Genomic DNA, 13358 nt, shown 5'->3' on the forward strand with positions numbered 1-13358 from the left:
ATCACCTCATTCCGCTGTTCGCGTGCCTTCGGCGCGCCCGCAATCGAGCACTCAGGAGAACACACATGTCCCGCACCATCCGCCGCGGCACCATCGCCACCGCAACCGCCGCCCTCACCGCCGGCCTCATCCTCGCGGCGCCCATCGCCGCGAGCGCCCACGTCGGGGTCAGTCCCGATGAACTCGTCGCCGGTGACCACGGCGTCCTCACCTTCTCGTTCTCTCACGGCTGCGAGAACTCGCCGACGACTGCTCTGCGCATCACGATGCCGGAGGGCCTGGCATCCGTCGCACCCACCATGGACGGCGATTGGAGCATCGACGTCGAACGCGGCGACGATGGCCTGGTCAGTGCCGTCACCTACACGGCGATCACGCCGGTGCCGCACGACCTGCGCGGCGCGGTCAGCATGTCTGTCGGTCTCGAAGAGGACGGCCCGGAATCGCTGGCGTTCCCGGTCGTGCAGCAGTGCGTCGAAGGCAGCACCGAATGGACCCAACTCGCCGAGGACGGCGAGGATCCGCACAGCCTCGACGCCCCGGCACCGGTCGTCACCGTCGCCGCAGCGACCGCGGATCACTCCACGCACGACGCCGGCACGGCAGAAGATGCCTCGCAGACGCCTGCTCCCGAGCAGAGCGCCTGGGGCACGATCCTCGGTGCCGGCGGACTCGTGGCCGGCATCGCCGCGCTGGTCGTCGCCACGCTCGCGTTCCGTCGTCGAGTCTGACCGGAACGGACCCGTGAACCCGGTGCGACGTGCCGGGTTCACGGGCTCGCCGTGAGATCATGGATGCGCCATGTCGATTGAACAACAACCGAGCCTGCCCCCTGTGCTCCGCCCCGCGAACCCGCCGCGGCGTGAGCTCACCGAACTCGCCTCCCGATTCGCCCGCGATGTGCGCGGCGACGCGAGCGGAGTCACCGTGACCGGCATCACCCTTGCCACGGCCGATCTCCGTCCCGGCGAGGCATTCGTCGCGATCCGAGGCGTGAACCGCCACGGCGCGGAGTTCGCCGCCACCGCTGCGGAGAAGGGCGCGGTCGCGGTCATCACCGATGAGGCGGGTGCCGCCATCGCCGCGCCGTCCGGTCGTCCGGTGCTCGTCGTCGACGATCCCCGCGGAATCCTCGGGGCTCTGAGCGCCTGGGTGTACGGCACTGGCGCCGACGATCCGCTTCCGCTGCTGTTCGCGACGACCGGAACGAATGGCAAGACCAGCGTCTCGCACCTGCTCGAAGGCATTCTCGATCAACTCGGCGTGGTCACCGGCCTCTCCTCGACGGCCGAGCGGCATATCGCCGGCGAGGTCATCGTGTCGCGTCTCACCACGCCAGAGGCATCCGAGATGCACGCGCTGCTCGCCCTGATGCGTGAGCGCGAGGTCGAGGCGGTCGCCGTCGAGGTCAGCGCCCAGGCGCTGTCACGCCATCGCGTCGACGGCATCCTGTTCGATGTCGCCGGCTTCACCAACCTCAGCCACGATCACCTCGACGACTACGCCGACATGGAGGAGTACTTCGAGGCGAAGCTGCCGCTGTTCCTGCCGGATCGCGCCCGCCGCGCCGTCATCTGCCTGGACTCCTCCTCCGGCGCGATCGTCGTCGAGCGCGCAGAGATCCCGGCGGTCACCGTCGGCACGCCGTCGATCGCCGCCGATGCCGAGGCAGCGGCTCGCGCCGACTGGGTGGTCGTCATCGACGAGGAACGCGCCACCGGCACGACATTCACGATGTCCGGCCCCGACGCCCGCACGCTCACCACCACGGTGCCCGTCATCGGCCCGCACATGGCCGCGAACGCGGCACTCGCGATCGTGATGCTGTTGGAGGGCGGCTACGCCTGGGAACGGATCACCGCGGCGCTGGAGCGCGACGGCGGCATCCGCGCCTACCTTCCCGGCCGCACCCAACTCGTCTCCGGCGACCGTGGACCGGCCGTGTTCGTCGATTTCGGCCATTCTCCCGACGCCTTCGAGAAGACCCTCGCGGCCGTGCGCCGGGTGACGCCCGGACGCGTGCTGATGCTCTTCGGCGCTGATGGCGACCGTGACGCCAGCAAACGGTTCGACATGGCACGCACGGCCGTCGAAGGCAGCGACATCCTCGTCGTCACCGACCACCATCCCCGATTCGAGAACCCGGAATCGATCAGGGCCACCCTGATCGAGGGAGCCCGTATCGCTCGACCGGATGCCGAGATCCACGAGTACTCGCCGCCGGAGCGCGCGATCGTCGCTGCCGTCGGACTCGTCGGTGAAGGCGATGCGATCCTCTGGGCGGGCCCTGGGCACCAGGACTACCGCGACATCCGCGGAATGCGCACCCCGTACTCGGCGCGTGAGCTCGCCCGCCGGGCCCTGAGGGCGGCAGGCTGGCCGGCGCCCGCCTCGCGCTGGCCGGTACCGTACTCCGACGAGGACTAGAGCCGGCTCAGGTCAGGCCGCGGCGATCAGCCGATCGGCCTTCTGCCGCGCCCAGACTTCGGCGTCCGCAAGCGATTCCACGGTGAGCTTCTCCGGCGGCTCGTGCGCATCGACGACCCTCGCGATCGTGTCGACGATTCCGAGGAACGGCAGACGCCCCTCATGGAATGCATCGACCGCCTGCTCGTTGGCCGCGTTGTAGACGGCCGGGAACGTCGCTCCTGCTCGGCCGACCGCCTTCGCCAAAGCCACGGCAGGGAATGCATCGTCGTCCAGCGGCTCGAACGTCCAGGACGTCGCCTGAGTCCAATCCAGCGGGCGGCCCACTCCCCCGACGCGATCCGGCCAGTCCAGTCCGAGTGAGATCGGGAGGCGCATGTCGGGAGGCGACGCCTGGGCGATGGTCGAACCGTCGATGAACTCGACCATCGAGTGCACGATCGACTGCGGATGCACCACCACGGCGATGTCGTCGTACGCGATGTCGAACAGCAGATGCGCCTCGATGACCTCGAGTCCCTTGTTGACCAGCGTTGCCGAGTTGGTCGTCACCATGCGGCCCATGTCCCACGTCGGATGCGCGAGGGCTTCCCCCGGCGTGACCTCGGCCATCTGCGTGCGACTGCGGCCACGGAACGGGCCCCCGGATGCCGTGACGACGAGGCGTCGCACCTCGTCATGGCGGCCGCTGCGCAGCGCCTGCGCGAGGGCAGAATGCTCGGAGTCGACCGGCACGATCTGTCCTGGCGCGGCAGCGGCGAGCACGAGCTCTCCGCCGACGATCAGCGATTCCTTGTTGGCGAGTGCGAGCGTGCGCCCGGCTTTCAACGCGGCGAGCGTGGAACCGAGGCCGATCGAGCCCGTGATGGCGTTGAGGACGACATCCGCCTCGACGTCGCGGACCAGTTGCTCTGCCTCCACCGCTCCGAGTGCGGTGTCCTCCACGCGGAACTGCGCCGCCTGCTCGCCGAGCATCTCGGCGTTGCTGCCGGCCGCGAGGCCGACGAGCTCGAACCGGCGCGGATTGGCGCGGATGACCTCCAGCGCCTGGGTGCCGATGGAACCTGTGGACCCGAGGACGATGACGCGACGCATGTCGCCAGCCTATTGGCTACTGCGGAGCCGCGGTGGTGGCGAGGATGTCGACGACGAAGACGAGGCTCTCCTTCTCGAGCTCGTGACCCGCGCTCGCGCCGTAGCCGTCCTTCGGGGGCATCACGACAACCACCTGCGAGCCGACCTTCTGACCTTCGAGCGCCATCCGGAAGCCGGGCACCACACCCGACGTCTGGAACTGGGTGGGCGTCGCGTCGCGACCCCAACTGGAGTCGAACTCCTCGCCATTCGACCACTTCACGCCGCGGTACTGCACCACAACGAGATCGCCGGCGCCGACGACCGGGCCGTCGCCTTCCTTGAGCAGCGCGACCTCGGTCTCGGCCGGCGCATCGCCGTCGGGAATCGTGATGGTGGGGGCACCGTCGTCGTCCAGCTTCACGGTCGGCATGCCCGCAGTGGGCTCCACCGGCTTGCCGGTCGCGACGGTCGGAAGCTCTTCGATGGCCTCTGCAGAGACGACGATGTTGGGCGAGCCCTCGCCGAGTGCACTGCTGGGCACAGCGAGAGCAATTTGGGAGCCCAGGGGGTTGCACTCCAGAGCCGCGATGAACAGCGAGGACTGGCTGGGATCCAACAGGATCGGCAGGAGTCCGTCTTCGCCGCGAGCGGAGGAATCGAGGACGTTACCCGTCGACGCGTCGACGATCTGGTAGCGCACCGACACGAGGTCTCCGGCGGTGACGTCGTCACCGTCGCCCTTTGTGACCACCGTCCGCTCGACGCCGGCGAACGGCGCGTCTGCGGGGACCGTGACCTTGAGGTCGGCTCCCTCACCGTCGAAGACGACGGCATCCGAGGTGGCTCCGGACTTGACGTCCACCGAGCACGCACTCTCCGGCTCCGGCGTTTTCGTGCTCTCCGGGGCGGCGCCACCGGCGCAGCCGGCCAGCAAGAGGGTCGCTGCGGCGACGGTGGACAGGACGATGAGCGGACGCTTGCGCACAGTGAGACCTCGGGATCGCGGGCGGGAGACACCATCTTCTCGCATCCCCCTTTGCCCCCGCTGGGAGGCGCGGCGCGTTTCTTCATTCCCACGCAGGCATGGATGCGGGGGTAATCTGCTCTGATGACCTCTGAGCAGTCCGTGGAGCCCGAGAAGTCGCCCGAAGAGACGACGAAACCGCGACACGCAGGGTTCACCTACGCACTCGGACGCAGCCTGATCAGCCCGCTGGCCCGCCTCATCTACCGGCCTCGGGTCGAGGGCAAGGATAACGTCCCGCTGACGGGACCGGTCATCTTCGCGAGCAACCACCTCTCGTTCATTGACTCCATCGCCATTCCGGTCGCCGCTCCCCGGCCCGTGCACTTCCTGGCCAAGTCGAGCTACTTCGAGGGCACCGGCTTCAAGGGCGCCCTGAGCAAGACGTTCTTCGAATCCATCGGCGCGATCCCCGTGCGCCGGGGTGCGGGGCAAGCGGCCTTGGATGCGCTCGATCTGCAGCGCCAGCTGCTCGAGGACGGTCTTGCCGTCGCACTGTATCCCGAGGGAACCCGATCCACGGACGGGCGTCTGTACAAGGGCCGCACCGGCGTCGCATTCCTCGCCCTCCAGACCGGCGCTCCGGTGGTGCCGGTCGGACTCATCGGCACCGACAAGGTGATGCCCGTCGGAGCGAAGATGCCCTCGATGTCCGAGCGGATCACCGTTCGTTTCGGTCAGCCGCTGGATCTGTCACCGCATGGCCCCGCGACGAGCGGCAAGGCGCGACGCCTCGCCACCGACCAGATCATGGCCGCGATTCACGGGCTGTCCGGTCAGGAGCTCGCCGGAGCGTACAACGAGGCACCGGCCCAGGGCGCGATCGAGAAGATCAAACAGGCCCTGCCGCACGAGCGCCGCTGACCTTTCAGCTCGGCGCCGTCACGGTCGCCTGGTGGCGGACCGGGAAGTTGACGGAGTTCGCGATGAAGCACCACTCGTTCGCCTGTGCATGCGCACGTTCCGCCGCCTCGATCATGGATACCTCGGCGACGACGACTTCGGGATGCAGCATCACCTCGACGAAGGCTCCCCCGCCCGCCCCGTTCTCGCGCATCACGCCCGTCGCCCTGTCGGTGTAGGACAGCACGACGACCCCCGCCGTGACGCAGGCGTGCAGATACGACAACAGGTGGCACTCCGAGAGCGAGGCCAGCAGCAGATCCTCCGGATTCCAGCGCGCGGTGTCGCCCCGGAACGGCTTGTCGGAGGAGGCGAGGATGCCGGGCTTACCTGCGACGTCGAGGGTCACGTCACGCCGATAGTCCCGATAGCCGGAGGTGCCGCTGCCGAGGTTGCCGGTCCAGGTGGCGGTGAGTTCGTAGTGGTGCTCTCCGAGGGGGCGGGGGGAAGTCTGCTCAGCCATGGAAACAGTCTGCCAGCTAGGCTTGGAGCCGTGATGGAGACTCTGACCGTTCAGGATGCCGTGGAACTCGCCGTCGTCGAACGGAGCGGGTTCATCGAGTCCCGTCATGTCGGCGCCGCTGTCGTGCTCTCGGCGGACGGAGAGGTCGTCGCGCGCTACGGCAACACCGAAGCCCTGGTGCTCCCCCGTTCGAGCCTGAAGCCTCTGCAGGCCGTCGCCTGCGTCACCGCCGGCGCGGTGCTCGAAGGCGAGCAGCTCGCCATCTCCACCGCGAGCCACACCGGCACGAACCGCCACGCCGCCGTCGTGCGCGACATCCTCACCGCAGGTGGCCTCACCGAGGACGACCTCGGCTGCCCTCTGGCGTGGCCCAGCGACACCGCCACCCGCGACGAGATGGTTCGCGAGCACGGCGCGCCCTCTCGCATCCGGATGAACTGTTCCGGCAAGCACGCGTCGATGCTGCGCGCCTGTGTCGCAACCGGCTGGCCGACCGAAGGCTACCTCGACCCCGCGCACCCGCTGCAGGCCCACATCCGCGAGGTCATCGAACGTCTGGCGGGCGAGAAGGTCGCGCACACGGCGATCGACGGATGCGGCGCCCCGGTGTACGCGCTCACGTTGACCGGTGTCGCACGCGCGATCCACCGCATCGGCAGCGCATCGGACCGCTCTCCGTTCGCCCTGCACCGTGTGGCCGGCTCTCTGGTGCGCGCCGTCCGCGAGCATCCCTGGACGATCGAGGGTCCGGAGCGCCCGGACACGATCGCGATCGAGACCCTCGGTGTCTTCGCCAAGGGTGGCGCAGAGGGCTTCATGGTGATGGTCGCTCCCAACGGGACCACAGTCGCCCTCAAGATGCTCGACGGCGCCGCTCGCGCGTCGACGGTGGTCGCGGCCACGCTGCTCGCCCGTGCCGGTGCGCTCAGCGATGCCGACGTCTCGAAGCTGTCCGCGTCTTTGTCGCTCGACGTGCTCGGCGGTGGCCGCCCGGTGGGTGTCATTCGCCCCGGCGCCGGGATCTGATCCCACCGTTCCGCCTCATCTCGGCGCGATCGACGGCGCGAACGCCGGCACGATCACACGCCGCGGGGCCTGCGCGTTTCTGAGCGACCACGCTCGCCCTGCGTGCGTGCGAGCGTACGGAGGCAGTTCTCGCACGCCGGCGAGCTGCCGCAACTCGACAGGGCACTCCGCGCGCACGAGCACCTCTCCCTCGATCCGGACTCGCTGCCAGACCGCCCAGCAGCGCTGCCAGGTATCGGCATCGCCCACGACGATCAACGGTTTCGACGCCCGCTGGACGTCGCTCGTCGCGAAGATCACGTCACACCAGGGATACGCATTCTGCAGCGCCGTGATCACGGCATCGGCGCCGGGACTGACGATCCCGGTGATCACCGCCTCTGGTACCCAGTGGTCACCCGCCTGTGCCGGGGAATCAACGTGCACGACCGTCGGGCCCGTCTGATCGTCGACCCAGGCGAATTGCACCTCCCGATCCCCGATGCGTGCACGCCCCGGGGCCCTGTCCCGTTCGTACCCCAGGGCCTCGCCACCTGCCGCCAGGTGCTCCACTCTGCTGGACATCCGCAACAGCGCCCTCGACGGGAGGGCTTCGACCAGTCGAGCCACCGCCCCCGCCGAGCGCGCAGCAGTGAGCACCACCGTGGCGCCCGAACCGGTGCGAAGAATCTGCTCCCAACGCTGCGCCATCACGTGCGCATGATCCAGCGGCAGGCCGGCGAGCTGTCGGTCGATGTCGTCGCAGAGCACCAGGGACCCGGCCCTCGGTGCACGCTCGGCCAGTTCGGCAACGAGATCCCACGCCTGCTCCGGGTCTGCGGACACCAGCAGCGCATCCGGATGCTGGGCCGCGAGTGCGCGTATCGCGGCGGACTTCCCCGCGCCCGGGCCACCGAGGATCGCGACACCGCGATCGATGCCGAGCCGCAGCAGCTCCAGCGGCTGTGCCTGTCGATTCGGCTCGTCGGCGCGACCGAGGATCAGCACGTCCCCGACGGGCGGCGCATCGGACGTGAGCTCAGCGAGCGGCAGCAGGCGCGGCAGTGGCGGCAGCCACGGGCTTCGCGGTGCTCCCGTGCCGGACCAGCGCATTCCGACGGCGCGCAGGTCGGCCGCTCCGGTGAGCGCCACGCGCAGCGCCACCGGATCCATATCCTGCGGACGGCGGGCGAACGCGAGGCCCCTGGACGCCGGTCCGCCCGGCAGTTCGGCCGCGGCATCCGTCCCGAGAACGAGCCTGCTGTCGGCGGCGTCACCGACCCGCAGGCTCAGCCGCAGCGGGCAGTTCGCCGCAAGCGCCTCTCTGATCACACCCGCCGCACGCTGGGTGCCGAGGATCAAGTGCATGCCGAGAGCTCGTCCGCGCGCCGCGACATCGGTGAACACTGCTCCCAGGTCTGGATGCTCCTGCAGGAGAGCCGCGAACTCGTCGACGACGATCACCAGCCGCGGCATCTCCACTTCGCGGATGTCGCGGGCGCCCGCGGCGGCCAGGACGGCTTCGCGGCGGCGCAACTCCGCGGTGAGGCTGGACACGCCCCTTCGCGCACCCGACTCATCCAGATCCGTGATCACCGCCGCGACCTGCGGGAGTTCACGCAGCGGCTCGAACGCCGTGCCGCCTTTGAAGTCGGCGAGGACGAAAGTCACCTCATCTGGTCCATGACTCGCCGCGATCGCCGTCACCCAGGTGACCAGCAATTCGCTCTTTCCGGTGCCGGTCGTTCCGGTCACGATCGCATGCGGACCGTCTTCGACGATGTCCAGCAGGATCTCTCTTCGCTCTCCCTTCCCGATGACAGCGGGGAGGCCGACCGTGAAGTGCGGCTGGTCGAGGTCTCGCAGCGACACGGCATCCGGCACTACGTCGACGTCCTCGACTCGTGCGGAGCACTCCCCTGCGATGATCTCCACCTGCGCGAACGAGAGGCATTCGATCGCAAGGTCCTGCACCCCCTGCGTGGTCCGCAGCAATGCGCGCTGCGGCTCGACACAGTCGATCACCGTCGTCACGCCCTCGGGAACTTCAGCATCGGGCGCGAGAAGCCAGAACACCGCATCCGCGTCGAGCCTCGGTGCGCCTGGACTCGCGACACCGGCCCGCAATGCACCCCGGCGCGCGCCGCGCACGTGGGGGAAACCGCCGAGACCCCGTCGATCGAGATCGCCGACGAGCGTGAGCTGCGCCGGGCTGAAGCGCAGACACAGTTGTGTCACCAATGCACGGGCCGCTGCCGCGACGACCGGTTCGGTGCCGCGCAACGCCACGCCTCCGCCGAGCGGCACCGTGATCGGTGCATCGCTCAATGCGCCGCTGCGCGCCTGGAATTCGCGCACCCGGTCCCCGTCTCCCCCGGCGGTGCGAACGCCGCTCGAGATGACGCCCTGACCGACGACGAGCTCGGTGCCCGCATCCGGTGCCTGTGCGCCCCGCAGCGGCGGATGGACGAGACAGGTTGCCGCATCCGGATGCCGGTGCCGGAGCCGTTCCCGCTCCTCGAGCTGCCGCTCCTCGAGCTCCGCCTCCGCGCGGTTCCACGCCCGCGCCGCCTCGTCTTCGGCACGGCGACGATCACGTCGTCGGCTGCGCGCGCCGTCGAGCAGGGATGCCGCGAGCATCAGGGGGCCGAGTGCCGCGAAGCAGAGCGCGAACAACGACCCGGTGATCAGCCAGAGCGCGACGCCACCGGCGATGGGCACCACGGCAGCGAGGATCGGCACCGGCGGGCGCCTGGCCGGAACCGGCGGGGACGGAAGTGCGATGGGCAGCGAATCCATGCCCACCATTGGACATCAGCGGAGAAGCAGTATCCGCCCTGTCCACAGGGCCCGGCCGCTATTCGACGGTTTCTGCGTCTGTGGAGGAGGAGTCAGCGGTTTCTTCGGTCGTCTGCACGATGATGAGCGTCACGTTGTCCCGACCACCGTTCTCGAGAGCCGCGACCAGCATCGCATCGACGGCATCGGCGGGATCGGCGTTCTCCCGCAGGAAGTGCTGGATGCCGTAGTCCGTGAGCTCCTTGGTGAGACCGTCCGAGCAGATCACGAAGCGATCGCCGGCGCGCACATCGAGGGTGATGTAGTCGGGGGCCGTCAGTTCGCTCGCCCCGACGGCACGCGTGATGACGTTGCTGTACGGGTGCCCCTCGGCTTCTTCCGGGCTGATCTTGCCCGCGGCGATGAGTTCCTGCACCACGGAATGATCCGTGGTGACCTGAAGCAGGCGGTCGTCGCGAAGGAGGTAGACGCGGGAGTCCCCGATGTTCAACGACACCCAGTGCGGCAGGTCGGCATCGAGATCGAGGAACACCCCGGTCAACGTCGTTCCCGTACCCTCGTCGGTCGTCTCCGGGTGGTCGGCGATGTCGCCGACTGCGAGTTCCAGGGCACGCTCGATCGCGGCGCGACTGACGAGACCATCGGAGACCACCGTCTGCAGACGACCGATCGCGCTTCGGCTGGCGATCTCGCCGCCGGCGTGACCGCCCATGCCGTCAGCGACGATGAAGAGCGGGAACTCGGCGAGGTAGGCATCCTGGTTCGAGTCCCGACGACGACCCTGATCGGTGACGCCTGCCCAGGAGAGCCGCATCTCATGGTCCGCGACCATGAGATTGCGCGTCTGGGTTGTCGTCTCAGCCACGTGCATCCTCCGAAATCCCTGCGGTCATTCGGGAGAGCGCAGGATACTCACACATCGTAGTAGAACTCCGCATCCGCCCTCATACCCGGGCTCCCGGATCTTCAGGAAGCGGGAAGAGTCCGTCGATGACCGCGAGGTCCGTCTCATCCGGTTGCCAGGCCGTGCCCGCTGCCGCATTCGCCTCCACCTGGGCGGCCGAGGTCGCCCCTGCGATCACGCTGGACACCGCAGGTTGCGCCAGCAGCCAGCCGAACGCCGCCTGCAGCATGGTGATGTCGCGGTCAGCGCAGAACCCGCGGAATTCTTCGAGCGCATCCCACGGAGCGTTCTCCCAGACGTGCCGACGCGTGGACATGATCCGACTCGATGCCGGTCCCCCGTCGCGTGTGAACTTGCCCGTGAGCAGCCCGTTGTGCAGCGGGAAGTAGGGAAAGAAACCGAGCCCGTACCGCGCGGCGGCGGGGAGCACGTCGCGTTCTGCGGCGCGGGCGAGCAGCGAGTAGTGGTTCTGTGCCGAGATGAAACGTCCGGTGGAGCGCTCTCTGGCCGTGAAATCCGCCTCGGCTATCTGCCATCCGGTGAAGTTCGAGTGCCCGTAATAGCGGATCTTCCCCTCTTTCACCAGCTCATCGAGGGCATCGATCGTCTCGGCGATCGGCGTCTCGAGATCGGGCAGATGCAGCTGGTAGAGGTCGATCCAATCGGTCCGCAGGCGACGCAGCGACTCCTCCACCGCGCGGCGGACGTAGCGGCGGGAGCCTCGTCCCGCCGGGAAGTCATAGCCCATGTCGCGCTCGTGCCCGAACTTCGTGGCCAGCACGAAGCGATCGCGACGTCCCTCCAGGGCCTGTCCCATCAGCGTTTCGCTGGTTCCGGCGATCGCGCCGTACATATCGGCGGTGTCGAGGAAGGTGATCCCGTTCGCGATCGCGGCATCGATGACCTCGCGAGTGCCGTCAAGGGTCTCGGTCGCGGTACCCGCACGTCCGAAGTTGTTGCAGCCGAGGCCCGTGGGCGAGACGAGAAGACCGGATGCGCCTACGCGGCGCTGCGACATCACCATGCCGTCCACGTTATCCCAGCGATCCACTCCGTCGGCGCGACAGGCTCTGCACAGAAAGAAGAGAGCCCCCGACCGAAGTCGAGGGCTCTCTGCACAGATTGTCAGGCCGGGGGCGGCGTGGGGTTCACCGGCGGTGCGGCGGGAGGTGCCGGCGGTGCAGCCGGTGGAGCCGGCGGCGTGGTCGGCGGAACCGGCGGGACGCTCGGAGCCGACGTCGCCGGAGCGGACGGTGCGACGGGCGGTGCGTAGCCAGGCTGAGCCGGAGGTGCGTAGCCCTGAGGAGCCGGCGGTGCGTAGCCCTGAGGCGCTGCACCGTAGCCCTGAGGAGCGGCCGCAGCAGACGACTGCACCGGAATGCCCTGCCACACGGTCGAGTCGGCCATGAAGCTGTTGCCGGCCCACGGCGCGGGTGCGATGTTCGAGTTCCAACGCGACTTGTCGAACGCATTGATGCCGAGCCAGACGATGCTAAGGAGCACGTACAGCACCACCCAGACGGCGTCCTTCTGCAGCTTCAGGCCGACGCGCCAGGCCGCGAGGGCCATCACGATCGCGAGACCGATGCCGGTCAGGAAGTTCAGGAACGGGATGAACGAGACACCGAACAGGATCAGGACGACCCAGGGCGAGATGTCGCCGAGCTTCGCGAAGATCAAGGTGTTGTACACGGGCACCCAGGCGCGCCACTTGCCCTGAACACCTGCTTTCTCGAAGATCTTCATCATGAAGATGGACGCGATGACGTAGAACACGATCGCGAAGAGGAAGAGTACGAAATATACGCCGGCAAGCGCCGCGTAGACTGACGCGTCGTCTTGGTACATGAGTCTCACATTCCTTGGTCTGAGGAACGCAGTGCGCGTTCTTCCGCGAAACAACGGGGCTTCGCGTCACCACACTAGCGGGGTCGCTGTGACCGGGCAATCACACACGCGGAGAGAAATCCCCATCTGTTTTGCCGGTCAGTCGGCGACGACGAGCTCGAGCACTCCGCGATCGTCGGTCGGGCGCAGCATGATCCCCTGTTCTGCCGTCCACGTGCGCAGGGCGCGGAGCGATCGCAATCGAGGACGGGCTTCGGCCAGAGCGCGCACGAGTTGTCCCTTGGCCTTCTTGTTGAAGTGGTTGAGCGCACGCGCGGTGCCCCCGTCATCGGTGACGACGCGCACATAGGCAGCGGGGACGGATGCCGGGATCGGACCGAGCGCGACGTAGGCCTCACTGCGCAGATCCAGCACGAAGGCGGGCTGTTCGCGCGCGATGGCTGCGGTCGTCGCATCGGCCCAATGCCGGCGCAACGCCGCGACTCCCGGCAGCGAGGTCCCTGCGGCGAGCCGATACGACGGAATCGCATCGAGCGCGCCCACCGGCCCGAACGGAGCGGAGTGGATCCACACATGGGCGCCGAGCCAGCGTCGCGATGCAGCGGAGAGAGTCGCGGCATCCAGCGCGTCGAAGAGGACGCCCGTGTACCGGTCGGCGGCCGGCATCGTCGCCGATGATCGCAGCATCCGATTGTGGGTGATGTCACCGAGTTGACGCTCGCTCAGTTTGAGCACGCGACGCGCCGCGACTTCGTCTGCCGCGAGATCGACGAGGGCATCGGCGACTGCTCTGCGCTTGTCGAGGAGATCGGGCAAAGGCAGAGAGTCCAGCTCGATGGCCGCGCCGGCTCCCCCGGCCCGCTTGGTCTCCGACGGCGGCAGCAGGATCTTCATGCGTTTTCCTCACG

12 protein-coding genes are annotated in these 13358 nt (G+C 68.4%); 4 read left to right on the forward strand and 8 right to left on the reverse strand.

Annotated features, from left to right (window positions below):
* Positions 1-65: 65 nt before the first annotated feature.
* Both MRBLWO13_RS16510 and MRBLWO13_RS16515 read left to right on the forward strand, forming a co-directional pair.
* Positions 66-731: a YcnI family protein gene (locus MRBLWO13_RS16510; RefSeq protein WP_341975170.1), complete on the forward strand. Its 666-nt coding sequence runs from the start codon at positions 66-68 to the stop codon at positions 729-731.
* Positions 732-801: 70 nt separating this feature from the next.
* On the forward strand, positions 802-2427 hold the full coding sequence (locus MRBLWO13_RS16515; RefSeq protein WP_341975171.1) for a UDP-N-acetylmuramoyl-L-alanyl-D-glutamate--2,6-diaminopimelate ligase: 1626 nt from the start codon (positions 802-804) through the stop codon (positions 2425-2427).
* 12 nt (positions 2428-2439) lie between these two features.
* Here the strand turns inward: MRBLWO13_RS16515 and dxr are convergent, their stop codons facing one another.
* Both dxr and MRBLWO13_RS16525 read right to left on the reverse strand, forming a co-directional pair.
* Complete coding sequence (dxr, locus tag MRBLWO13_RS16520; RefSeq protein WP_341975172.1) at positions 2440-3522, reverse strand: 1-deoxy-D-xylulose-5-phosphate reductoisomerase; 1083 nt, start codon at positions 3520-3522, stop codon at positions 2440-2442.
* 16 nt (positions 3523-3538) lie between these two features.
* Entirely contained in the window at positions 3539-4489 is a 951-nt protein-coding gene (locus tag MRBLWO13_RS16525) for an FKBP-type peptidyl-prolyl cis-trans isomerase (protein ID WP_341975173.1), read from the reverse strand.
* Between the two features lie 123 nt (positions 4490-4612).
* Between MRBLWO13_RS16525 and MRBLWO13_RS16530 the strand changes: the two genes are divergently transcribed.
* Positions 4613-5392, forward strand: a complete 780-nt coding sequence (locus MRBLWO13_RS16530; protein ID WP_341975174.1) for a lysophospholipid acyltransferase family protein — start codon at positions 4613-4615, stop codon at positions 5390-5392.
* A gap of 4 nt (positions 5393-5396) precedes the next feature.
* Here MRBLWO13_RS16530 and MRBLWO13_RS16535 read toward each other — a convergent pair whose 3' ends face one another.
* Positions 5397-5894, reverse strand: a complete 498-nt coding sequence (locus tag MRBLWO13_RS16535) for an OsmC family protein (RefSeq protein WP_341975175.1) — start codon at positions 5892-5894, stop codon at positions 5397-5399.
* Positions 5895-5927: 33 nt separating this feature from the next.
* Here MRBLWO13_RS16535 and MRBLWO13_RS16540 point away from each other — a divergent pair, with 33 nt between their 5' ends.
* Entirely contained in the window at positions 5928-6920 is a 993-nt protein-coding gene (locus MRBLWO13_RS16540) for an asparaginase (protein WP_341978458.1), read from the forward strand.
* Positions 6921-6935: 15 nt separating this feature from the next.
* Here the strand turns inward: MRBLWO13_RS16540 and MRBLWO13_RS16545 are convergent, their stop codons facing one another.
* The 5 genes from MRBLWO13_RS16545 to yaaA form a co-directional block, all read right to left on the reverse strand.
* On the reverse strand, positions 6936-9698 hold the full coding sequence (locus tag MRBLWO13_RS16545) for an FtsK/SpoIIIE domain-containing protein (protein WP_341975176.1): 2763 nt from the start codon (positions 9696-9698) through the stop codon (positions 6936-6938).
* A gap of 58 nt (positions 9699-9756) precedes the next feature.
* On the reverse strand, positions 9757-10563 hold the full coding sequence (locus tag MRBLWO13_RS16550) for a protein phosphatase 2C domain-containing protein (RefSeq protein WP_341975177.1): 807 nt from the start codon (positions 10561-10563) through the stop codon (positions 9757-9759).
* A gap of 79 nt (positions 10564-10642) precedes the next feature.
* Positions 10643-11626 carry an aldo/keto reductase gene (locus MRBLWO13_RS16555; RefSeq protein WP_341975178.1) on the reverse strand — a complete coding sequence of 328 codons (984 nt, stop codon included), beginning with the start codon at positions 11624-11626 and terminating at the stop codon, positions 10643-10645.
* A 101-nt stretch (positions 11627-11727) separates the two neighbouring features.
* Positions 11728-12450, reverse strand: a complete 723-nt coding sequence (locus tag MRBLWO13_RS16560) for a large exoprotein (RefSeq protein WP_341975179.1) — start codon at positions 12448-12450, stop codon at positions 11728-11730.
* A 138-nt stretch (positions 12451-12588) separates the two neighbouring features.
* A complete protein-coding gene (yaaA, locus tag MRBLWO13_RS16565) occupies positions 12589-13344 on the reverse strand; it encodes a peroxide stress protein YaaA (protein ID WP_341975181.1) in 756 nt (251 codons plus the stop codon).
* Between the last annotated feature and the right edge of the window lie 14 nt (positions 13345-13358).

The sequence above is a fragment of the Microbacterium sp. LWO13-1.2 genome (genome assembly GCF_038397725.1).
Taxonomy (GTDB): domain Bacteria; phylum Actinomycetota; class Actinomycetes; order Actinomycetales; family Microbacteriaceae; genus Microbacterium.

Excerpts from the sequence above, each read along its gene's own strand:
- MRBLWO13_RS16555 (WP_341975178.1), bottom strand. The coding sequence starts at position 11,626 with ATGGTGATGTCGCAGCGCCGCGTAGGCGCATCCGGTCTTCTCGTCTCG.
- MRBLWO13_RS16535 (WP_341975175.1), bottom strand. The coding sequence starts at position 5,894 with ATGGCTGAGCAGACTTCCCCCCGCCCCCTCGGAGAGCACCACTACGAA.
- MRBLWO13_RS16515 (WP_341975171.1), top strand. The coding sequence starts at position 802 with ATGTCGATTGAACAACAACCGAGCCTGCCCCCTGTGCTCCGCCCCGCG.
- dxr (WP_341975172.1), bottom strand. The coding sequence starts at position 3,522 with ATGCGTCGCGTCATCGTCCTCGGGTCCACAGGTTCCATCGGCACCCAG.
- MRBLWO13_RS16560 (WP_341975179.1), bottom strand. The coding sequence starts at position 12,450 with ATGTACCAAGACGACGCGTCAGTCTACGCGGCGCTTGCCGGCGTATAT.
- MRBLWO13_RS16510 (WP_341975170.1), top strand. The coding sequence starts at position 66 with ATGTCCCGCACCATCCGCCGCGGCACCATCGCCACCGCAACCGCCGCC.
- MRBLWO13_RS16530 (WP_341975174.1), top strand. The coding sequence starts at position 4,613 with ATGACCTCTGAGCAGTCCGTGGAGCCCGAGAAGTCGCCCGAAGAGACG.
- yaaA (WP_341975181.1), bottom strand. The coding sequence starts at position 13,344 with ATGAAGATCCTGCTGCCGCCGTCGGAGACCAAGCGGGCCGGGGGAGCC.
- MRBLWO13_RS16545 (WP_341975176.1), bottom strand. The coding sequence starts at position 9,698 with ATGGATTCGCTGCCCATCGCACTTCCGTCCCCGCCGGTTCCGGCCAGG.
- MRBLWO13_RS16540 (WP_341978458.1), top strand. The coding sequence starts at position 5,928 with ATGGAGACTCTGACCGTTCAGGATGCCGTGGAACTCGCCGTCGTCGAA.